At 61.4% G+C, this 21298-nt stretch carries 11 protein-coding genes and 4 pseudogenes; 2 read left to right on the top strand and 13 right to left on the bottom strand.

Features of this window, described 5'->3' with window-relative positions:
* Positions 1–63 precede the first annotated feature (63 nt).
* From EOS_RS35975 to EOS_RS35965, 4 genes and pseudogenes are all read right to left on the bottom strand, one after another.
* Positions 64–3294 carry a hypothetical protein gene (locus EOS_RS35975; protein WP_152693244.1) on the bottom strand — a complete coding sequence of 1077 codons (3231 nt, stop codon included), beginning with the start codon at positions 3292–3294 and terminating at the stop codon, positions 64–66.
* A 374-nt stretch (positions 3295–3668) separates the two neighbouring features.
* Positions 3669–6191 (bottom strand): annotated as a pseudogene (locus EOS_RS48425) (Tn3 family transposase); the annotation flags it as partial.
* Between the two features lie 340 nt (positions 6192–6531).
* A pseudogene (locus EOS_RS49580) lies at positions 6532–6639 on the bottom strand (IS6 family transposase); the annotation flags it as partial.
* 1 nt (position 6640) lies between these two features.
* A complete protein-coding gene (locus EOS_RS35965; RefSeq protein WP_047896984.1) occupies positions 6641–8662 on the bottom strand; it encodes a hypothetical protein in 2022 nt (673 codons plus the stop codon).
* 372 nt (positions 8663–9034) lie between these two features.
* Between EOS_RS35965 and EOS_RS45825 the strand changes: the two are divergent.
* Positions 9035–9180: pseudogene (locus tag EOS_RS45825) on the top strand (IS6 family transposase); the annotation flags it as partial.
* A 394-nt stretch (positions 9181–9574) separates the two neighbouring features.
* On the opposite strand, the gene EOS_RS35960 reads toward EOS_RS45825, so the two are convergent.
* Entirely contained in the window at positions 9575–10090 is a 516-nt protein-coding gene (locus tag EOS_RS35960; RefSeq protein ID WP_200908740.1) for an SRPBCC family protein, read from the bottom strand.
* A 74-nt stretch (positions 10091–10164) separates the two neighbouring features.
* On the opposite strand from EOS_RS35960, the pseudogene EOS_RS35955 reads away from it, so the two are divergent.
* A pseudogene (locus tag EOS_RS35955) lies at positions 10165–10551 on the top strand (IS110 family transposase); the annotation flags it as partial.
* An 846-nt stretch (positions 10552–11397) separates the two neighbouring features.
* Here the strand turns inward: EOS_RS35955 and EOS_RS35950 are convergent.
* The 8 genes from EOS_RS35950 to EOS_RS35915 form a co-directional block, all read right to left on the bottom strand.
* Positions 11398–15483, bottom strand: coding sequence for a type VI secretion protein IcmF/TssM N-terminal domain-containing protein (locus tag EOS_RS35950; RefSeq protein WP_047896982.1), 4086 nt, complete (start codon positions 15481–15483; stop codon positions 11398–11400).
* Position 15484: 1 nt separating this feature from the next.
* A complete protein-coding gene (locus EOS_RS35945; protein ID WP_053064159.1) occupies positions 15485–16138 on the bottom strand; it encodes a DotU family type IV/VI secretion system protein in 654 nt (217 codons plus the stop codon).
* 3 nt (positions 16139–16141) lie between these two features.
* On the bottom strand, positions 16142–17527 hold the full coding sequence (gene tssK, locus EOS_RS35940) for a type VI secretion system baseplate subunit TssK (protein ID WP_047896981.1): 1386 nt from the start codon (positions 17525–17527) through the stop codon (positions 16142–16144).
* Positions 17524–18240: a type VI secretion lipoprotein TssJ gene (locus EOS_RS35935; RefSeq protein ID WP_053064158.1), complete on the bottom strand. Its 717-nt coding sequence runs from the start codon at positions 18238–18240 to the stop codon at positions 17524–17526. The genes tssK and EOS_RS35935 overlap by 4 nt, the downstream gene beginning before the upstream one ends.
* A 2-nt stretch (positions 18241–18242) precedes the next feature.
* Complete coding sequence (locus tag EOS_RS35930) at positions 18243–18659, bottom strand: DUF4150 domain-containing protein (protein WP_047896980.1); 417 nt, start codon at positions 18657–18659, stop codon at positions 18243–18245.
* 9 nt (positions 18660–18668) lie between these two features.
* The gene (locus tag EOS_RS43815; protein WP_053064157.1) at positions 18669–19313 is read right to left on the bottom strand and encodes a DUF3540 domain-containing protein; all 645 of its coding nucleotides are present in this window, start codon (positions 19311–19313) and stop codon (positions 18669–18671) included.
* 58 nt (positions 19314–19371) lie between these two features.
* The gene (locus EOS_RS35920; RefSeq protein ID WP_047896979.1) at positions 19372–20325 is read right to left on the bottom strand and encodes a pentapeptide repeat-containing protein; all 954 of its coding nucleotides are present in this window, start codon (positions 20323–20325) and stop codon (positions 19372–19374) included.
* Positions 20322–21298 (bottom strand): pentapeptide repeat-containing protein (locus EOS_RS35915; protein WP_047896978.1); only part of this gene is annotated, 977 nt, incomplete at its 5' end. The genes EOS_RS35920 and EOS_RS35915, both read right to left, overlap by 4 nt.

The following is a 21298-nucleotide window of genomic DNA, read 5'->3' as shown; positions in this document are numbered from 1 at the left end:
CGGATCGCCCCCTTGCTGCAAGGCAAGTCGCCTGTGTAACGCAGTTATGAACCTCGCCAGAATTTACCCGTACTTGATCTGGGAATGAGGCAGCCCGCCCAAAAAACGGTCGCGGACAGCGCTCGGGCACAACGAGACGAAATCGAAGAGGCGCTGCATCGAGTCACCCTGGACATCGTCGGGAAGCTGTATCAGCGTAGCGAACAGCTCACGCAATGCGCCCAGCAATGCTTCATTGTTCTGGGGAGGTGCGCTCGCAGCAGCGAGAAGCTGGTCAAGCAGCCGCTGCCGGCGGTCTTTCGGGTGCTTCGCGAGCAGACCAACCAGCGCGGAGAACAAGCCCCTCGACACAGGGGCATGCCGCCGGAACGCCTCGACCACCTGCATGATCCTGCCGGTAGCGTCTGCGAGTTCGGCCAGAGGCAGATAGCGGATTTCGCGGCTCAACGCGGTCAGGGGGCTACCGCGGTCTTCCGTCGGCAGCCTGTCGATGACGTGCAACACATCATTCAACATGCTCTGCCTGTTGACGCCCTGGAACAGCAGACCCTCCCCGTGCAATACGGTCGCCAGCGTCCGCGCACGGACTGCACCCGGCAATTCATCGGTCAGAGACAGGAGATCTTTCAGCGCGCGCGCCCGCATTCCGTCAGGCAGGGAGATGAGCATCAAGCCCAGCGGCCGTGTCGGAAATGCCTTCAGCCGCTCGGGATTGCTGACGCACATGTTCCTGAAGGTAAACCTGAGCCAGGCGAACAAACCGTCTCTGCTGTCATCGAGCTGCATGAACAGCAACTCGACCATCGCCGTCAGCAGATCAACGGAAAGCTCATGCTCCACGCCGAGGTTGCGAGCGACCTTGAAAATGCTCCCGACACGATCGCCGACCTGCGCCGAGGGGAGCCTGACGACCCTGCGGATCAATGCAGCGAGCGGTGGCGCCTGGTCGCTGAAAGCAATGGACTTGATCGCCTGCAACATGCCGGGAAATGCCTGTTTTGCGTCTGTTCCCTGGAGCATGCGGCTTGCACCGCGCGACATTCCGGTAAGGATGCGCGCGTGGATGCCGTCGGGTAACCGGCCGGCGAAAGCAAGCAGACGCGCCAATGCGACGGCCCGTATTTCGTCGGGCAATCCGTCATACATCCGCCCCAGAAGATGCGCCGGGGAAATATCCCGCCCATTCGGATTGCGCCGGAAGAAATCGGCGACAACTATGGTAAGCCGGCTGAACGTGGCGGCCTTGTCACTTTCAGGCTGGGCCCAGTACAGCTTGCCGAGACTGTCGAACAGTCCGGCAGATAACTCACTGCCGCTCACCCGAAGTTTCTTGATGAACTCGAGGATGCAATCGGTCGCAAGCCGAATCTCCGCATCAGTTGCGGACAGCCAGGCTATGCGGTTGATCGCTTCGGAGAGCGGCTTTGCGTTACAGCCCGCTGGGAGCTGCCAGACGGCGTCGAGGAACGCACCCAACATAAGGGAGTCCATCCAGTCATTGTCGATTTCAGTCGCGAGTTCGATCAGAAGACGCTCACGCTGCGCATCGGGCAACGCGTTGAAGACGCCGAAGTAGTCTTTGATTCCAGACCGTCTTGCCTCGCAAGAGAGCATCCCGAACGCCGCGCCCAGCTGGACCAGGGGCAACGCGCCCAGCCTGCCGGGATCGTCTCGGTGAACCTCCCCGGTGACTGCGACGAGCCACGTTACCAACACATCCTTGCCAGCCAGCGGCTGCCGCGCCAGTGTCGTAAGGAGTGCGCTGAACAGCGCAGGTGGCACACCCCTGCCATTTCTGAGCCGATCGACTGACGCGATAATGCACTTTGTCGCGAAAACCACGTCCTTGTCAGGAATCACACCGATCCAGTCGCTCAACGCGGTCAGCGGTTCGAGCCGGTGAACCAGTGGAAGTTTTTCGATCTCCGTCAGGAGCACCATGAAGAAAATGGACTCAACGTTCTGGAAATGATCTTGCAGGCCGGATGCCATCTTCACTAGCGCGGCTGCACGGACGTCGTGGGGCAAAGCGTCGAACAGCTCGAAGAACGCGCCCCACGCATTCACGCGCGCCTCGTCTGGAAACCTGCCGAGTACGGCACACATGTCGTTCAGCGGCAGGGCCGGCGGCCGCGCTGCATTGCGGCAACGAAGGGCGTCGACGGCGCTCAGGAGCCGATGAAAGCCAGTGTCCGTCTTATGCGGAGGAAGCATCCAGATAGCGCCCGCAAGCGCAGCAAGCACCTTAAAGGACGCGTCGTCAGAAAGTGTGCTGACTGCATTGATAAGCTTGTCGAATACCGCGCCTCGCGCCCCGCTGCCCAGCGCTCTCATCTTTCCCGTCAGCGCGACCAGCAACGGTGCCTGGCATCGCTGCGGCAGGCGCAATGTAGCCGCGAGGACTTTTTTGAACGAAGCCAGTCTTTCCTCGGCGGGGAGACCCGGAAGTTTGCCGATCATCGTCGACAGTACCGTGGCCTGGTGACGCGTCCCCAGATCGCCGATCGCGCCGTGGCCGTCGTCACCGGTCAGTTTGCGTACATCGGACCGGGACCTGATTTGCGTTGCTTGATGAACCAGTTGATGAGCCTTGACCGGCGCGCGCAAGATGCCGCACATCCCGCGGCTCGTTGTTGCCGCATTGACGAGGTCCCGGCTCTTGCACAGGAATCCAAACAGGTTTTGCAGAACCTCCGGTGGAAGCTGTTCGAACCTGTTCGGCCCGTCATTCTGCAGGCGTTCGGCGTCACCGTTCGTCCCCGTTGCTTCGATCGCTTCGGCTCCCGATGCTCCGCTGCAAGGGTCGACGCCTTGCAGCGAAATGCCCTCTTCACGCTCGGGTGGCATCATCGCCAACACCTGGTCGATCGTCGAGCGGAGACAGCCGGCCACAAACCAGATAAAACCGTCCCAATTCAAACGGCCACCTTCAAGAAAAGCCTGGCCCTTCTCCTGCCCGGAGTAGACCCTCGCCGCCAGATTCATCAGCGCGCAATTGACGCGGTGATTTTCGATACTGGTCGCGGGATGCGAGCTTCCGCCCAAACGCAACACGGCGCTACAGAAATAGTCGTTACCGCATGCGCTCTCCAGGCCCAACGACGCCCTCAGATATTCGTGAACCTTGGCGTCAGTCGCGCCTCGCGTGAACAAGCCGTCGAGTTCGGCGAACAAGTCGTCCAGTGTTCCGGCCTCTCCGTCGTTGGGGTTTGGGTTTGAAGCCGGCGTGTCTGCGTAGAGCCGGAACCCCGACGAGGTGCCCAGGCTCGAGGAAGGCGATTGCGATGTTCGCATGGTTGTTCCAACCAGGTCTGTGATCGTCGTTTCGATTGAACCAGCCATGCCCGCGCGTTCGTCAGGCAAGCTACGGACGTTCAAACGTCGTCGGAAGCCTTGGCAGTGTTCAGGGTATTTGTCGTTGTTGCAACAGGCAATGCCATCGCACGCCGGCTGTCGCGTGCGCGCAGTATCGCGACGGCGTCGCCGGCTGTCTTTCGGAAACGTGACGTCATATCCGGAAAATGGCCCACGATATACGTTGAAAAACGAGTGCACATCAGTGCAGTATTTCTCGCTCAGTTTCACCGGACGTTGTGTTAAAACACTTACGCTCTCCAAAGGAATCCAATGAATATGGGGTCGTCTCAAGATTCGGAAATTTGCGCACGTTAAGGATCAGAAGGCCTGACCGCGCGCAGCGGCCGGTAACGTCCCTTCGCAACACGTCTATTTGTGTGCCAGACATAGTCGCCCGTCAAATTAATGTGCTCCCAGCCCAGCGGCGATATGTGCGGTAGGAGCGTTTCGTCTACCGTGCCGTGCTGTCTCAACGCATCAATCGCTTTCTCCAGATAGACGGTATTCCACAGCGTGATTGCGGCGACGACGAGATTCAACCCACTCGCACGGTAGCGCTGGTTTTCATACGAGCGGTCGCGAATCTCGCCGAGTCGATGAAAAAACACGGCCCGCGCGAGTGAATTGCGTGCTTCCCCCTTGTTCAGTGCGATCTGCACACGCCTGCGCAACGACGGGTCGCGCAACCATTCCAGCATGAACAGCGATCGCTCGATGCGCCCGACTTCGCGCAACGCCACTGCGAGACTATTCTGGCGAGGATAGGCGCCGAGCTTGCGCAATATCAAGGATGCGGTCACCGTCCCCTGTTTGATCGAAGAAGCCAGGCGCAGCACCTCGTTGAACTGCTGTTCAATCAGCTTCTGATTCAAGCTGCCGCCAATTAGGGGTGCCAGTGCTGGCCATTGAGTCGCCGCGCCGGGAACGTATAGCCGCTTGTCGGCCAGATTGCGTGGTGCGAACCGGAACCCGAGCAGATGACAGAGCGCGAAGACGTGCTCGGTGAAGCCCGCCGTGTCCGTATAGCGTTCTTCGATCCGCAGGTCAGATTCGTGATACAGCAGACCAGCAAGAACGTGGATAGCATCACGCACGGTTGCGTTGATCACCTTGGTGTGGAACGGGGCGTACTGATCCGAGACATGCGTGTAAAACAGGATGCCTGGTTCGTTGCCGTATTTGGCATTGACCTGACCACCTGCTTCGCCGCGGCCGCCGGCCCGATACCTCTGGCCGTCCGAAGACGACGTAGTGCCCTCGCCCCAGTATGCGGCGAACGGCATCTGGTGATGGTAGTTGACCAGTTCGGCGAGCGCTTTGCTGTACGTCTCGTCCCGGACGTGCCACGCCACGAGCCAGGACAGCTTCGCCATGCTGGTACCCGGACAGGCCTCGGCCATCTTGGTGGCTCCGAGGTTCAATGCGTCGCCGAGTACGGCGGTCAGCAGCAGCGCTCCATCCTTTGGCGCTTCGCCGGTCTTCAGGTGATTGAAATGCTGCGAGAAATTCGTCTAGCGATCCACTTCAAGGAGGAGATCGGTGATCTTGATGTGCGGCAAAATCGCGTATGCCCGTTCCCTCAAGGCCTCTGCCTCATCGGGAACGTCCGCGTCGAGTGGCGAGATCTTGAGTCCGTCGGCTTTCAGTACCGCATCTGGCAGTTGATCGGCCTCGGCCAGGCGGTTCACCTCATCGAGTGCGGTGCGCAAGCGCTCCAATCGCTCGGTGAGATAGGCTTGTGGGATATTGGCGACGGGTACCGCCAGCGTGCCCGTCTCGCGTTGCCCATCAAACGTGGAACGTGGCATGAGGTAAGCATCGAAGTCCTTGAACTGACGGCTGCCGGCAACCGATACGTCACCCGCACGTAAGCTGTTCTTCAGTTCAGCCACCGCACATAACTCATAGAATTTCCGGTCGATGCCGCCGTCAACGAACACGAGCGGTTGCCAGCGCTTCCGAACAAAGCCAATCGGTGCGTCTGCTGGCACCTTACGGGCCGATGTGCGGTTCAATGTTCGCAGGGTCTGGATGGCATCAATCACGCCCTGTGCGGCGGGTGCAGCGCTGAACTCGAAGGTGTCGAGAAACGCCGGTGCATAACGGCGCAGCTGCTGATAGTGTTGGCCGACCAGCACGAGATGGTCGAAATCCTCGGTACGCGCCAACCTCTGCGCGTCCTTCACCGTCTCGGCAAACTGATCCCAGGGCATGATGGCTTCGATCGCGACGAACGGATCGGTACCCGACGTCTTTGCGTCGACCAATGCGCCGCCGATGCGCGCGTAGAGTCTGACCTTGTCGTTGATCGCCTTGCCGGCGGCGGCGAATTCCCGTTCGTGCCGATGTTTAGCCTTCGTAAAAAACGAACCAATCAGCCGGTCATGAAGATCAAGCGTTTCATCGATTAGTGTGGCGGCAGTATCCAGCAGGATGGCTACGAGCGTCGCGTGACGACGATCAGGCTCATATTCTTCAAGTTGGTAGACCGCCGTCTGTGCACCTTCCCGAGCCAGGCGAATCAATCGGTTCTGGTGCACATCGCAGCCTAGATCGATCGGCAAAGCGATTGCGCGGATGGCCTGCAATCGCTCGATGTGGGCCAGCACTGCTTTGGCGGAGGGCGCACCGGGCGACTGCCGGATCCAGGTCAGCGTGCTGACTCGGCGACCTTCGCGAAGCAACAATAGACTATCGAGGGCCTTGCGTTGTCGTGCCGCGAGAGGATCAGTCAGCAGACGGTACACCTGGCGTTGCGCGCGTGTTGCCACCTCGGCGCAGAGCCGTTCAATGGTTGCGATGGGTGGCAGCACAATGTGCCGGCGGCGCCGCAAGAGCGATGGCGAGCCGAGGTGCGAAAACCCTCTGGATTGTAATGCAGCGAACTATGGATGCCGCCTCCACCATTTAGGCCCTTCGCGAGGACGATGCCTGACTTCTGTATAACGAGATGCGCTTTAACACCTAAACGACGCGTCATCGAACGGTTTGCTTTCGCTCATCTTCTCAACACGTACCTGCCACCCTGATGGATGACTTTTCCGCGGTCGCTCACCACCACGCCTTTTGAACGCAGCAGTACCGGGCGGTTTGAAGCCCGCTCCTGTAAGCCGACTCCGGGAGGCCAACTCCCATCTTCAGTACAGCACCACAAGCTTTCGCTTGTGTTCGTGACACACCTTCGTCGAGGTGCCACTTGTCGCCCCGGGTCAGCGCGGTAGAGCGAATGCGCCGGGCGATACTCAGGCCGAACTTCACCGACCAGCGTCGCACAGTCTCGTAATCAGGCCGCCGGCGCGATCAATGCGGCGTTACGCTCGTCGCCCAGGCGCCCGCCGGCTACCGCACGTTCCACGTAATCGATCACGAACCTCCCGCAGTTTATGTTATCAAGAAACCCTTGATCTCCCTTGCAATGTAACCCGACCGGAATTACGGGAACCTCAGCCCGTTCCATAGCATTTTGCACATGCATTGTCCCGTCGTAGGTGTAACTGCTCGCCTTGGAGTCGTACAGCTTCGTCGTCCGGAGCACGCCGTTGTCAAACTGAAGGTCGAGTAGAACCCAATGGGCGCGTCGAATAAACTTGAAGGTCGTTCTGTTGCCCTGCGAGACGGGAATCAACACTCGCACAGGGCCCACAGAATAATCGGTCTTTAGGTCCTTTATAACGTCATCGATCGATCTATTTCCGTTCGCGGCAAGCCGTTGCGGAGTTTCTCTTTTAGGGTCAAGGTCGTGCACCGGAGAAGATACGAGCAAACGGGCAGCCCCATCGGCGCGCACGAGAAACTTGGGCGCCGGAGCCGGGACGCCGGCATCATACGTATCATCCGATTTGCGCCATGCCCCCCCATCCTCGAATGGGGAAAGCATGGCCGTGATTGCGGACCTCACTTCGGCAGGCGCCAGCTGTCCTCTGGCGTTGATTCCGCCGCCAAGCTGTACGACCTCGACATTCTCGGGTTTGACCTGCGACGAAGCAACTTCTGTTGCCGTATCTCGGATCGTCGAGAATCCATCTTCGTCCTCCTCCTCGACCAAGACGGGATTTTCCGGAGTCGGGACCATTTTATCCGTGGCAAGTAAGACCGGTGCCGTTTTGGCCACGGGTTTCCTGGGAAGGTGGGTTGTGCTCCATGACGGCAGACGCTCGGCGACACGCGACATCTTTATCATCTCGAAGGCCGTATAACTGACTACCTTGCCTGGCCCCACACTGCTTGCCATCACTCCTTTCGGAGCAGCCTCTCGATCACTGTCTTCCAGGTCCGTCATGCCTGGACAGCGACTCGCGTGGATGCCGTTCTTGTCCATATCCGTTGGGGCACGTTCGTGATAATCGATTCCTATTGCCGCGAGTACTTCCCGTAGCAGCTCCAATACTCTTTCCCGCACTTTTTGTTCAACCGTGCCCGTCATCTCACGTACCGCGAATCCGCCGACGTGAAAAAAAGCAGGCTCCGCGGTCAACGTGTATTTTTCCGTGGCGTTGGGCGTGAAAATCTCGCGCATACTGGACGACCGGTCTAATCTGATTCTTACAGCGAAGTCAGTCACCAGTTCGCATTTGCCGCCTTTCGCCTGCGTGGGATCGATCGTCGTCCAGCCTGAGGTTTTGTGTAACAGCATGAACCCGTCGAAAAAAGCGATATTCATACCGCTGCTCACCACCTTCAACGGAGAGAGTTCTGTTTTTGCACGCGCCCCGATGATGACACTCTCGTCAACAGAGGAAAACTCCCCGCTAAGCATCAATGCAGCCACCTCCTTCGCGGCAACTTTAGCCAACGAAGCGGAATGGTTTTGCCGCTCAAACTCCCACGCGATAAGTTTCTCGACTCCTTCCAGAGCCAGTTGCCCCTTCTCTTCTACCGTACCGCCGGGACCGCAAATACTGTCAAAGTCGAGCGCCACGTTGTTCACGGAGACCTTGAAGCGAGAGCTGGTACTAGGGGAAACGCCGATCCCGCTGGAAAGGGCCACTTCGAGTGAAGCGCCGGCCTCAAGAGAAGCATCGGGCTCGTGGAGAGCGCCGGCCCCGGGCGAAGCGATAGCCTCGGGAGGAACGTCCGCCTCGGGCGAAGCGCTGCCCTCGGGAGGAGCGTCGAGCTCAGCAGGAGCGATGGCCTCGCAACAATTGGTCTCGTAGGTATCTTCGACCTCGCAGAAGAGAGTACGGTACACGGTCGCGGCAAGGTTCTTCGTAGACAAATTGCCCGTAAACGTGGCGTCGAACGCCTCGTCAAAAATAGAGGCCGGCTTCTCGACAGGAAATATCCTCGTCAGGATTTCAAGGCCCATGCCCTTCTCCTTAAATCGTAGTCAGGATCAACCAGCTCGCACATGGCGGCGCGATAGCCTATTCCGAAGTATTCATACCGCTCCGGCCGTTTCAACAACCAGGCGTAACAAATCGAAACGGCGCGATGCTTTAGTCTTGCCGTTTTTCACGGCGAAGCCGTCGGCGAGTCGACGCAACTGTGGAATCTTCCACGGCCTGGCGCATGACAAACCTGTCGACCTTGTGCAGGTATGAACACGTTAGCGTTTCGGAGATTCCGCATCGCCCAAAAAAACGACAGGACTATAAGTTTTGGTATTGTCAACTTGCGGGCAGCGTGAGGTGGATGCGGCGATAATGTCGGTCATGAAACCAGCCTCCCAGCAGAACCCATCGCCACCAACAACCCACTGTCCTATGCGGGCTATCGCTTCCCGCCCGATGTGATCGGCTACGCGGTGTGGTTGTACTATCGTTGTACTATCGTTTCCCGCTGAGTCGGGGCATGGTCGAGGAGTTGCTGGCCGCGCGTGGCGTTGTTGAATAAAGAAGAATTTGATCAAAGCGCCCCGATGTTCGCTACTTGTTGGATTTTCACGGACACCGGCATTCCAAGATTGGTCGTTCGGTTTAGTGCAGACGCACTGAACCACGCCTCGGTTTTCTGCTGCGGCAGCGCTCGCTGCCTTCATGGTGTTGCCGAAAATGCGCTTGTAGGGGCAGCTTCAGAATTCGGAAAAATTAGCACGTTAGCCGCATTGCACCATCAATAAAATCAACAACTTGCTGCTCGGAGGCGAGAGCGCGCGAGACATTGCGCCGTAATTCCATTGCGTCCTTGCCCAGTAAGGCTTTGCCGGATGCTGGCGTACGGTATTTTCCGAATTCTGAAGTTGCCCCATATTGACCGTTTCGCTGCTAGCTCCGTCGTCCTAAGGTTTAGGTTCGCTTTGCGTAAGTGCCGCTGCGAAATCTTTCAGCTGACCGCTCCAGCCCTCGGACGAGGCGAGCGCGGTGCGCACAGCAGTTGCGGCGGCACCGTAGCGTTCAAGCCCGCGGTGCTCGATGTTGACTTCCGTTGCCCCCGAGGCTTGTGCATCGAAGCGCACTTCGATTTCGGTAAGCAGCGTCGGGTCGAAATGCCACTTAGCGTCGATCTGCCACGCGAGAACAAGACGTTTCGGTGGTTCCCAGACAAGAACGCGGCCCCAGTCGAACGCGCTACCGTCGGTAGCGCGTTCGTACCAGCGACCGCCCACCCGTAGTTCGATTGCTGGTACGACTTTAGCGACAGGATCGTCCTGGTGGATCAGAGGTCTTGATGGACTGACCGTTTGGGTCGGCAGCCACCAACGACTCATGCCGGCGGTGAAAAACTCGAACGCGCGGGTCGGCGTGGCCTGAACGTTGATGCTCGCGATTACAGGCTCAATGTCGGCGGTGCTCAACTGTTCATCGTGTGTCATTTTCAGCTCTGGAGTTGGGATGCTTCAAGAAATGGACATTCGCACACGTTCCTGCGGATTACGCGTTACTGAACTCGGTTCCAGGCATTGGACCTGTTCTCGCAACCACGATCATGCTGGAAACTGGAAACATTTCGCGGTTTGCAGATGTGGGCAATTTCAGTTCGTACTGCCGCTGCGTGGATAGCCGGCGGGAAAGCAACAGCAGGAAGAAAGGCGAAGGCAACACAAAGAACGGTAACAGGTACCTGGCGTGGGCATTCGTCGAGGCGGCCAACTTTGCCATCCGCACGTGCCCCGAGGCGAGACGCTTTTATGAGCGCAAGAAACGTGCACGCAACGGGATTGTCGCGATCAAGGCGCTGGCGCACAAGCTGGCGCGTGCCTGCTATCACATGCTTCGGGAGCACAAGCCATTTGAAGTAAGCCACGGCTTTGGTTAAAAGGTGGGGTAAGGGGATGAGCCCGGTAAGTTGACTGGTCAGAATCCATGGCTTTGATTCGGTCATCCCTTTGCTCCACCGGCTGTTTGTAGATTACCGGGTCGCCCGGACGACGAGCCATCTTTGACTGGCGTTGTGCAAACAACAGCCATGGTTTTGCGAAACCCATTGGACCTCGCCTGGCACCAACGTTTCTCTGGGGTGGCAATCGCCACCAAGGCAATCGTGCATTACATCACGGCATGCTAGATCTCTAGATGGGTGTCTGGCGCGATCCGTCGCAGCCATGAATCGAAGAAACGGGCGCGATCAGCTACTGCGATCGGATATTGAAATACGAAACCGGCTGCTTGCGCAGTCGTGGTGTTGTTTGCTCACTTGACACCGGCCCGCTAATGGGCGTCGCCCCCTTTCGTCAAACGCCCCCATATAGTCGCCAAGCGCGCCACAGACTGACCAAAGGCACTGGCATCGACCACCGCAGGATCGCCGGCGACTTCTGGCGTCAGCATCTGTTCGGCCCGCTGTCCCCACACCCGTTGGCCGGCAAACAGCGCCGCGGCGAACGGCGTGGCGAGGTAAAGGAAAGCCCTGCGCTTGAGCGTCGATGAATCTCCCGAATCAATGGATCAAGCTTGCACGTCGTCATCTTCATGCATCAACGGAGCACCGACGGCGAACCGCTCGTCTTCGTTCGTATGTGTGCCACGCCGATCAACGCGATGGCGTGCAGACCGTCGCGCGACCGAAGTATCCTTCCGGCGCAATCCGGCTGTCTTTCAGAAAAAGGACTTGATATCCGGAAAATCTGTGCGGCCGCGGAGCATCTGAGCACGCCATCACCACTCACCTCTGTTGCGCGGTCACGACGATAGGTGTCAGGTCGAGCGCCTGTCCTATCTGGCCCGCAGCCGCGGCGGCCTCCGCTCGATCCACGAAACCCGGCGCGCGGACCATGTACAGCGACGTGCCGTCGCTGCGCGCCTGCATCGGTGTCGTCTCGGAGCGCAGACCCAGCGACTTCAGACTCGCCTCTGCGCGAGCCGGGTCCGCGAACACGCCAACCTGAATGTCGAACGCTCCGCCCGCCTGTTGCCCCTTCCGCGCGGGTGCGGCATCGTGCGCCGGTTGTTGCGGGGCGACCGCGCGCATGACCACCGGCAATGGCGGCTTCGACGGCAGCGGGACAATTTCCGGCTTGATGCCCTCTCCATCCGGGTACGCCGGCGAGGTGTTCCAGCAGGCTGCAACCGTTGCCGGAGTCGAAAGATCGGACATGGGTTCGAAGAGATCGGGGATTGTGTCGACTGGAATCTGAGCCGCGCTAGCCGCAGCCTGAGCCGCCGCGTCCTGCAGCGCGGCACGGCGGCTTGTCAGTGTCTGCAACTGCGCGCTGAGTCTGTCGGCTTCCGCGAAATTGACCAGTAAAGCCTCCTGCCCCTCCTGCTGATACGGCGTCCTGATCCATGTGACGTGTGCATCGGCAAGCGCCTTTTGCGCGTCCGGGTAGTGCATCAGATCGAACTGGTACTCACCATCCGCTGTTGCGCGCAAGAAATCGATGAACCCGCGCGGACCTGTCCACCGTTTCGTCAAGGTCACGCGCGGGAACTGGACGTTGAGCGTAACGTCTCCGCACGACGCCATCGCCCAGTTGAACGACGCGCTTTCCGGGAAGTTGTAGTTGTTGAGCGTCGTCGTGCCACTCGCGCATTGCAGCGTGAGCGTTGATTGTTGCGGCAACAACGTTGCGTCCCGGCTCGTCTGTGTGGGCTGCGCCGTAAGTCTCACCACACCGCTCGTCGCGGTGAGCCGCGCAATCTGCGAACTCATGTCGTTCACCTGCTGGTCCAGTGCGCGCAGCTCCATGTCGCGCGCCTGTTGAGCCGCCTGATCCGCCTTGCGCTGCGCGTCGGACTGCTGCCGCGCGGTGTCGTCATTGACGCGCGCCAGTTGCGCACGGCTGACAAACGCGTAGAAAAGCCCGTTGAAGGGAATCCGCTGCCCCATCACTTCGCGCGGCCGGTAGCGCACCGCGTCGCGGTCGACAAACGAGTTGACCGAGCCGCCCATGAACGTGGGCACCAGACCATTGTCGGCATACAACGCCTGATCCAGCCGCGACGGATCGGTGATGCCCTGCACGGGCGCCAGAACCTGTGCTTCCCAGCTTTTCTGTTCCGTGCACGCCGCGCTCCGGCTAACGTAGTCGAGCGTAAACGCGAGCGGTCCCCGCACCAGATTCCATACGATCGCATCGTCCGGCGCTTTCGCGACATCGCTGCTCTCCAGCCGGTCGAGCCCACGCGCAGCGGCGATCAACGCCGGCTCCTTGATCGAAGCGTTACTGCTGAACCCGTAGGTATCGGCCGCGACCTGCAGTGCATGTCCGCTGCCTTTCTCGATCTCCTCGATCGTGGTCGCCAGTTGCCCCCAATACTGGTCCAGTTCCCCCGCACGCTCCATGTCGCGCCGGGCGCCGCTCACCTGGGTGAACGCGGACACCTGCGAAGGCCGCAATACGCTCTTGCCCACCGCATTGGCAAGCTTGAAGAAGGCGAGTGGCCCCGCGGACCGTGACGGCGACGGCGCGTTCGTTTCACGACGAGATGCCGTATACAGCGGGTCAAGCCGCATCGCCAGTTGCGCCCATGCCGGAGCCGGCGGACCGTCGGGCGCAACCTTCTGCATGTTCCGGAACACTTCGCTGATCGCCTGGATCAGCTTGCGGTACGGATCCTCATGCGTCAGCATCAAGGCCAGCGCACCCCGCCATTCCGGCTCACCTGTCAGCACACTGCGTGACCCGTCGAAGTCGACTGCAAAGCGGTACCAGGTCTTGGTCAATGTCTCACGAAAATTCGTCTCGAACACACTCCTCTGGTTCCGCCAGAGCGCGGTATCGCCACTTGCACGCGACACTTCACCAAGGAAGCCCGAGATCGCGCGATAGCCCTGCGTCGTGTATGCACTCGGAATGCGTGGAAGGTCAGGCCGGTTCGGTATGTTCCAGAACGACGCGAGCGTGACCGGTGCAAGGTCGCCCTGCAGATCGGCCCATGCGACCAGCCACGACGGCGAACGCGCCGCCAGGCTGAGCTGCGTCAGTTCACTTCGCAGTTCGGACCTTTGCGCCGACAGCACATCGCGATGACCTTGCCAACGGACATAGTCGAGATAAAGTTGCCCGAAGCGCGACGGGACCGCCGCGTCAAAGGACGGGTGCGCCCCGGACATGCTCTGGATCGCAGTCAGTTCGCTGCCGGGCAACGGCAACGCAGAGAGCGGCTGCCCGGCGAACACCGCATCGATCAGGTTGATGCGCCGGACGAGATGCTGTGCATAGGCCGCGATCATCGCGTCGTCGCCACGCTGTGCGACGGCCAGCAGGTCCTGTCCTATGACTGCGTCAACCCCACCGCGTAGTGCGCACTTCTCGAAGGCCGCGGAGAATTTCGCATGAAACGTGTCGGACACGCGCACGAGCTGTGAGCGGAACGGCAACCAGCGATTGAGCAGACTGGCGTTGCGTCCATCCAGCAGCCGGATCGTGTCGCCATATTCACCCAGCGCGGCGAGATCCGCGGAAAGATTGCCGCAAAGACTGATGGCTTGCGGCTCGCGCGCCGCGACCGTCATGAGCGTCGCTCGCGAATCCAGGTAGCTCAAGGTCATCAGCGTCGCCAACGCAACGCACAGAACGAGCCACGCGAGCACCACACGGTGCCGCAGGAAACGCTGCCAGAAACGCAGCCTCGCGAGCGGCTCGTATGCCGCTCGCCGTGACGGGAGCAATTCGTCGAACAGCGCATGGCTGAACCAGCCCTGCGGTGCGGCGGCGGGCTGCCGGTCCGGACCGGTAGCCAGTGCGCCATCCGGGACTTCAGCCGTCAGGAAGAGTCCGCTCAGAAGCGGTACTTCGCCGTACGGATTCTCGTCGAACGCAGGTGACAGATACGCGGCAACCGCCGTCTCGATCTGCGCGATGCATTCAGGAAAGAAGAATGCGGAGTCATCCGGTGTGCCCTGGCGGCCCTGTTCGATACGGATCTCCGCGAGTCTCTCGCGAAGGCCTTCGAAAACCCCATCGACAAATTCACCGCCGCTCGCGCCACGCGCCATCACGCCGAACGGTGCCTGGCGAGACTCCGGAGGAAGCGCCTGTCCCCAGGCAACAAAGCCTGGAATCCTGTCGCAATGCGTGACCACCACGTAGGCCGGTATGCGCGCTTCGAACACCCGCGTCAGCGCGTCGACGCGAGCGCGCGCTTCCTGCCCGGCATCGGCCAGCTGTTGCAGATCGCCATTCTGCAGCGACACGGCGGAAATCGTCAGCACGATTCCATTCAACGGCTCGCGGCGACGGCTGTCCCGGAACCGTCGCAAAAGCCTTTGCCATTCGCCGTTCGCGCTGTCGGGATCGCCCTCATTGGAAATGCGTCCCGCCGGATCGAGCACCACGCTGTGGTCGAAGTACCACCAGTCGAGCGCCTGCGTCGGCTCGACCGGCTGGCGCTGGCTCACAAGACGCACCGCTGACGATAATCTCGTCCGGGTAAGCAGGGTGGTCTTGCCGCTGCCGGTCGCGCCGAGGATCAGGAACCAGGGCAGCGCGTAGAGTGCGCCGCCCATGCGCGAGAGCCGGGAACGTCTGAGAAGCCGGATACCCGACTTCCACGCGGCATCGAGCGTGGCGATGCTGTCCACGCCAGCGGCACCCGCGGAGCTGTGCAAGAGCTTGCGTCGCAAACGCCAGGAAAGCCACGCGCGACGCGTGCGTCCCGCAAGCCACGCCGCCGCCAGCACCCCGGCAAAAAGCGCGATACCGCTCCAGAGTGGCCAGTCCCAATACAGCGCAACCACCCAGCACAGTATCGCCAGCGCCAGGATGAGCACGCACCCGAGAATAATTCGAGCAATTTTCTTGAGCATATTAATGGCCAGTCAACAATGCATTGACAAGCGGATCCAGCAAGCCGTCGTAAAGCACGTACAGCGTCGCGAGCACGACCAGCGGAACGGTGATCGCCAGCACGGGCGGAAGCATTGAGCGCCTGTTCGAGGGACGCCACGAACCTGGTGTCGCCGCGGGTGGAATGGGAAACAACGGCCCCCGCGCCGACAAAGGCGCCGTCGCGGCGTTCGACAAGGCTTCGAGCAACCCATTTCGAAACGCCGTCAGTTCCGCTTTCGGGCGGCTGCTGAAGCGTCCTTCGAAACCGGCGATCAGCATCAGTCCATACACTTCGCGAACGCCGTGGGCTTCAGGTGGTAATGCCTCGGCGCGCTGAAAGAACTCGACGCCGGCACGGGTCGTCGAAAAATAACGGCGCTGCAATGGCGCGAGACGCCATGCCGGCGCACCGGGCCATGCGCGCGTCATCGCCTGCTCGTCAATCCAGGCGATCACGGCGAACAGCGCATCGCCGATTTCCCGTTCGCTGTATCCGACGCGCCGCGCATTGGTCTGCGCACTGTCCAGCATCGCCGGGATCGCCGCGGCTAACGTGCCGGCCTCCGTTGAGGCGGCGGACAGTTCCGTGCGTACTCGCTCGACGACGGGCATCCAGCAATGGGCAAGACGCATGTCCTATCTCCTTACCGCAACGAGGTCGGCCGCGAATTGCGCAGGGGCGCCGGCGAAAAACAGCGCGACGGCCTGCGCCCGGGCCACTGACATCCACGTGTCCGATTCATGCTCGATACGAAAATAGGTCGCGCCCCCTCGCCGTGGCATGCCGGAAGGGGGCACCTGCAGATACATCAGTTCGACACCAGGCAGCGAGTGCGTGACCAGCGCATCCAGCTCCGCCGGCGTGCCCAGTTTTGCGTCGCGTGGCAACGCTTCACCCAGTTGCGCGGGGTCGGCCGCGCCGTGCACGACTAGGTAATACCGGCTGCGCGTGGCAAAAAAGGAGGCCGGCAGATCAGCCATCCAGACGCCCTCGGTCTCGGCCAGGCGCACCACCTGTTCGGGGCCGAACGTGATTTCGTTCATCATCTGACCGATCAGCAGTTCCAGGGCCGCGAGCTGCGGCCCGATATCGTCATGCCGGTACGGCGGAACCAGCACCCGACCATCTGGCGCATGGCCCAGCATGTCGCAACGCAGGGAAAACCAGCTCAGCTCGCCGATCAGTTGCCGCAGCACGCCGTACATCTGCCAGGGGTGGGTCTGCGGCGTCTCGATCAGATGGCACAGCAGCGGACCATAGCGGTTCAGTGTCGCGAGTGCGAACAACAGCCGCATCTGGCTCAACTCGAGATCGCCCTGTGCTGCATCGTGCGGCTGCTTGTACACCTCGAGTTGGCGGGCACGGCCAACCAGTTCGTCACGGATATCGCGCAACGTCTGGCTCAGCGCGGGCGATGCGCCCAGGTTGACGCAAGGGGGAATGAAGCGCGACGCCGCGCGTGTCGCCTGGCCGTCGCGCTCGATCCGGGCGATCGCAACCAGCTCGTACTCGCCGAGGCTCGACACTTCATCTTCCCAGAACAGCCGCACCACGTAGCTCAGGGAACGGACATGCGCCGTGCGTTCGCCGTCGAGGTAGTCAGGCACGCTCTCGGGGTCGGCCAGCGTGGCGAAACGCGTTTGCGCGCGCGCCGCGGCATCGAACGTCTCGTACACGCTCGCGTTCGGCTGGCCCGGCACAAGGCGCCGCAAGCCCGCATAGACCGTGCGGGGCCCCGCGGCCAGCTCACCGGGTTCGAAGCTGCGCGGCTCGACCAGTGCGTTGCCCGGAAATTCGGCCAGCGTGCCGTCGCGAAACTGCAAGGTCAACTGCGTCAGCGTGAGACGCCCGGTTTCCAGCGCCGCTTCATTCAGTTGCAGCGACACCACCCCCCACGAATACGGCAGTGCGATGTTCGCCAGCCGGCCGATACGATGTGCCTGCAAACGATCGTTGTGCTGCAGATGCTGCGGCTGAAGGAATAGTCCCTGGTGCCAGTAGACAGGCTGATCAATGTTCATGATGTTTTCGCGCGATCTGAGTAAGGGACACGAGACGTGGTGCTTTCCGGTGATGGCTCCGTGATCGGCACCTCGCCGGCTTTGGGTTGAACGGGTGCACGGGGCAAGGCACGAGAAGACTCGCCGCCGAGAAGCCCGTCAGGCCCCAGTTGGAGGTTGATCTGCAGCGACGCCGGGCTGGCTGTACGAGTCTTGATGAGGAACCCTTGTGAGTCGACGCTCACGCCGATCCGGTAGAGACGGGCCACCCGCGCGGGCTCCAGCGCGTAGTAGCCCGCGACCACGCCGACGTATTGCGCGTTCTGCGCCCTTGCCAGCGAAATTGCACCGTCGCTGCCCGGCTGCACGAACACGCGGTCTACCTGCAGAAAACCCTGCGGCACTGTTTTCGCCGACAGCAACGTCGCGAGCTTTTCGGGCTCCGTGACGTACGCCTTGAAGACGTTCGGGTCCGTGCACTGCAGGATCGCCAGAAGGAGCGTGTGCGACGTTTCGCCGTGACTGTTGAGCGCCCTGTCCGCGCTCCAGACGACGTCGATCGAGCGGTCCTGGTAACCCCACTGGAGCTTGCCGAGGGCGTCGGCCTGCGAGTTGCCGCCGAACATGCCATTGACTGACGAGCAGCCGGTCAGCATCGCCGCCGTCATGGCGACGCTTGCCAGAGCGAACCCGATGAACGGCATGCGCGCCTGCCGCGAAGATGGGCCGGACATGCTCACGTCATCACCATCACGATCGTCTGCGACGGAGCTATGACCGCACCTTCGGCGTTCGGCGGCGCGCCGTTATGGCCGGTCAACGCGGTGAGCCGCACCGCCGGCTTGCCGCCGACCATCACGGTCGAGCTGCCAAGCAGAAAGTTCATCTCGCCCATTACCTTGTGTGAAATCACGCCCCCTTGCGAACCAGGCTGATCGCCCAGTGTCATCGTGATCTTCGATCCCATGTTGAGCGCCGGCATCCCGACAACCAGCACCTTCGCGACGACGCCGCCGGGGTCCGCCATGGCGGTCGTCGCCATGTTCGGATACGGCAGCGGTGTGGGTACCGGACCAACCGGAGTCGGCACGGGGGTAATGCATACATCCGGCACTGCAAGCGCCATCGCGCCGCCGTTGTTCAGCATGAACATGTCGTCACCTCATCCAAGCTGGATCTGTTCGTCCGCATCCACCGTCACGCGCCGCGCCGCGATGACGGATGCATCGTGGGCCTGCACGGTCCAGTCGGCGCAAACCGTTTGCCGCATCGAGCCCGCCACCTGTTCGTCGTGACCGGCAACATGCCGGACCGATTCGCCGAGTCTTGTTTCGGCATGGGCGGCAGCGACAAACTGGCGTTCAGTCACGAGCGCGCTCTCGCCCCAGGCTGCATGAACACGGCCGCCGACAACGGCGAGTTCGTCGCAATGGAGATGCGCGCGGCCCAGCCGTATCGCCGCCGCATCGGCGCGCACGGTCAGACCGGCGTGTGCGTCGAGCGCGACGCCGTGTTCGCCTGACAGGTCCAGCCGGCCGTTCGCCACGGTGATCTTCAGATCGCCTTCGAAGCGCATTTCGCACGCCGCCGCATCTCCGCGCCGCAGTACGGTCAGCACATAGCCGCTGTCAGCGAACGAGACCAGCACCGTGTCGCCGACCTGCGGAAAAAGCAGGCAGCCCGCGGCGACGTCGACCCAGGAACGGCCGGCATCGTATGCCACCGCGAATCGTTCACCATCCGCGGCAATCACACGCGCATGAAAAAACGTTGCCGATGCCGCGTGAAGCGCATGCACATGACTCATCAGAAGCCCCTCGATAAAAGATCCGCGGACCGTTGCCGGCCCGTATATGCCGACACGCTCATCGTGACGGCTCCCAGCGCTCTGCAGCGAGCTGCTCCATGTCGGTATCGCGTGCCGCCGCGCGGTTGCTTCCAGTCCACAGCGCACCGTCGAGCTGCGCGGCATGCAGGTTCGTGCCGGTCACATCCGCACGCGAGAAATCGGCGGCGGGCGCCTGCATATGCGAACAGTCCGCATAAGCGAGAATGGCGTCTGCAAACAGGCTGATTCCGGCGCTCGCGCCGACAAGCCGCGCCATCGTCAGGTCGGCGGCCATGAAGCTGGCTTTGCCGATCGACGCCATGTCGAACTTCGCACCCTTCAGGAACGCCCCGGCAAAGCACGCGCCCGACAGGTCGGCGCGCGCGAATGACGAGTACGGCGCATGAACGCGGGTGAAATCGGCACCGGGCGCGCGGGCGCCATCGAACGCGCAGTGCACGAGTTGCGCATCCTCCAGCCGGGCACCGGTGAAATCGCAGTCGACGCTCTGCACCGTGTTCCAGCTCACCCGGCGCAAATCGACGTGCGCCAGATTGCATGCGCGCAACCACGCGATGCTCAGCAACGCGTTTTCGAGCGCGGCCGTCTGGAAATCCGACTGCTCGAGCGCCGCGCGCGTCAGATCAGCACCGTCGAAGATTGCGCCGCGCAAGGTGCACGTATGCATCTCCGCATACATGAGCCGTGCGCGCGAAAAGATCGCGCCTTCGCCGCCGCACGTCTGTAGACGCGCGCGCGTCAAGTCGGCGGCTTCGAAGCTGGTCCCGTCAATGCGACAGTTCGCCCAGCGGCTCGATTCAAGCGACGCCCCGGCGAATCTCGCGCCCCGCGCGTCGATGTTGTCGAAGCGCACGCCCGACAGATCAATGCCGCGATAGTCGCCCCCTGCGATCGACAGGCCCGATATCGTCATCGAGTCGCGGCGGCGTGCAAGAAGTTCCTCCGCTCGAAGCGGCACGGTTGCGCTCATGACGCGTCCTCGGGAAGCCTGAAGCGCGTCATCAGCGCGTCGGTGAGCAGCACGCGTTCAAAGCGCGCCCCGCTCGTATCGGCTGCATGCAGGTTGGCGCCGCTCAGATCGACGTTGCTCAGCGCCATTCGGCGCAGCGATGCCTGCATCAGGTTCGCGCCTGTCCAGCGCGCGCCGTTCATGCGCGAACCAGCGAGGTCAGCGGCGCGCGCCGTCGCGCGACAGGCGTCGGTGCCAGAGAGGTCGCAATTCGACAGCAGCGATTTGTCGAGCCGGGTGCCACGCAGCGTGCTCGCGGTAAATGCGGTGTCGCTCGCGCAGGCGTTCGTGAGGTCGGCGCCGTCGAAATTGCTGCGCTCGAAACCGCTTTTCCGTCCGATGCGCGCGCCGGCGAGATTTGCGGCGCTGAAATCGATCGCAACGCCTTTGACACCCCACCAGGACGAACCGGCAAGAGATGCCTGCGTAAAGCGCGCGTCATCCAGCGGACCATCTTCGATAATCGCGTCGCCTAGTTCCGCCTGCGTGAAATCGGTGCGGGTCAAGTCGCACATCGAGAAATTCGCGCGCCGCGCACGTAGTTTCGCGAACGAGCCATCCGCAAATAAACATTTGCTGAAACTCGAACGCTCAAGCACCGCCTCCGAAAGATTCGCGCGCGTGAAGTCGCAGGCGTCGCAGCGCGCGGCCGACAGGTCAGCTTGCGAAAGCGACGCGCCCACCCACGAGCAGCCGCTCGCCATCAGGCGTCCTGCGCTCACGCGCTCGGCGTTCACGCCATCCAGCCTGCAATCGGTGAAAACGGCATCGGCAAGCTGCGCGCCGGACAAACACGCACCATTCAGCACACAACGGATGAATTCGCTGCCGGACAGGTTCGCGCCAGTGAGATCGATATCCGACAGATCGGCGTCCTCTACACGCACGCGCTCGAACGATTCGCCGCGTGCAGTCCGCAGCGCGGCGCCGTCGA

The sequence above is a fragment of the Caballeronia mineralivorans PML1(12) genome, assembly GCF_001028175.1.
Lineage (GTDB): Bacteria > Pseudomonadota > Gammaproteobacteria > Burkholderiales > Burkholderiaceae > Caballeronia > Caballeronia mineralivorans.
Note: the sequence above shows the minus strand (reverse complement) of the source record. Positions and strands in the feature narration are given on the sequence as shown.

What these genes read in the sequence shown, in the direction of transcription:
- EOS_RS35930 (WP_047896980.1), bottom strand. Translation starts at nt 18,659, where the DNA reads ATGTTCATGCTGAACAACGGCGGCGCGATGGCGCTTGCAGTGCCGGAT.
- EOS_RS35945 (WP_053064159.1), bottom strand. Translation starts at nt 16,138, where the DNA reads ATGCGTCTTGCCCATTGCTGGATGCCCGTCGTCGAGCGAGTACGCACG.
- EOS_RS35950 (WP_047896982.1), bottom strand. Translation starts at nt 15,483, where the DNA reads ATGCTCAAGAAAATTGCTCGAATTATTCTCGGGTGCGTGCTCATCCTG.
- EOS_RS35965 (WP_047896984.1), bottom strand. Translation starts at nt 8,662, where the DNA reads ATGGGCCTTGAAATCCTGACGAGGATATTTCCTGTCGAGAAGCCGGCC.
- EOS_RS43815 (WP_053064157.1), bottom strand. Translation starts at nt 19,313, where the DNA reads ATGAGTCATGTGCATGCGCTTCACGCGGCATCGGCAACGTTTTTTCAT.
- EOS_RS35935 (WP_053064158.1), bottom strand. Translation starts at nt 18,240, where the DNA reads ATGTCCGGCCCATCTTCGCGGCAGGCGCGCATGCCGTTCATCGGGTTC.
- EOS_RS35975 (WP_152693244.1), bottom strand. Translation starts at nt 3,294, where the DNA reads ATGCGAACATCGCAATCGCCTTCCTCGAGCCTGGGCACCTCGTCGGGG.
- EOS_RS35920 (WP_047896979.1), bottom strand. Translation starts at nt 20,325, where the DNA reads ATGAGCGCAACCGTGCCGCTTCGAGCGGAGGAACTTCTTGCACGCCGC.
- tssK (WP_047896981.1), bottom strand. Translation starts at nt 17,527, where the DNA reads ATGAACATTGATCAGCCTGTCTACTGGCACCAGGGACTATTCCTTCAG.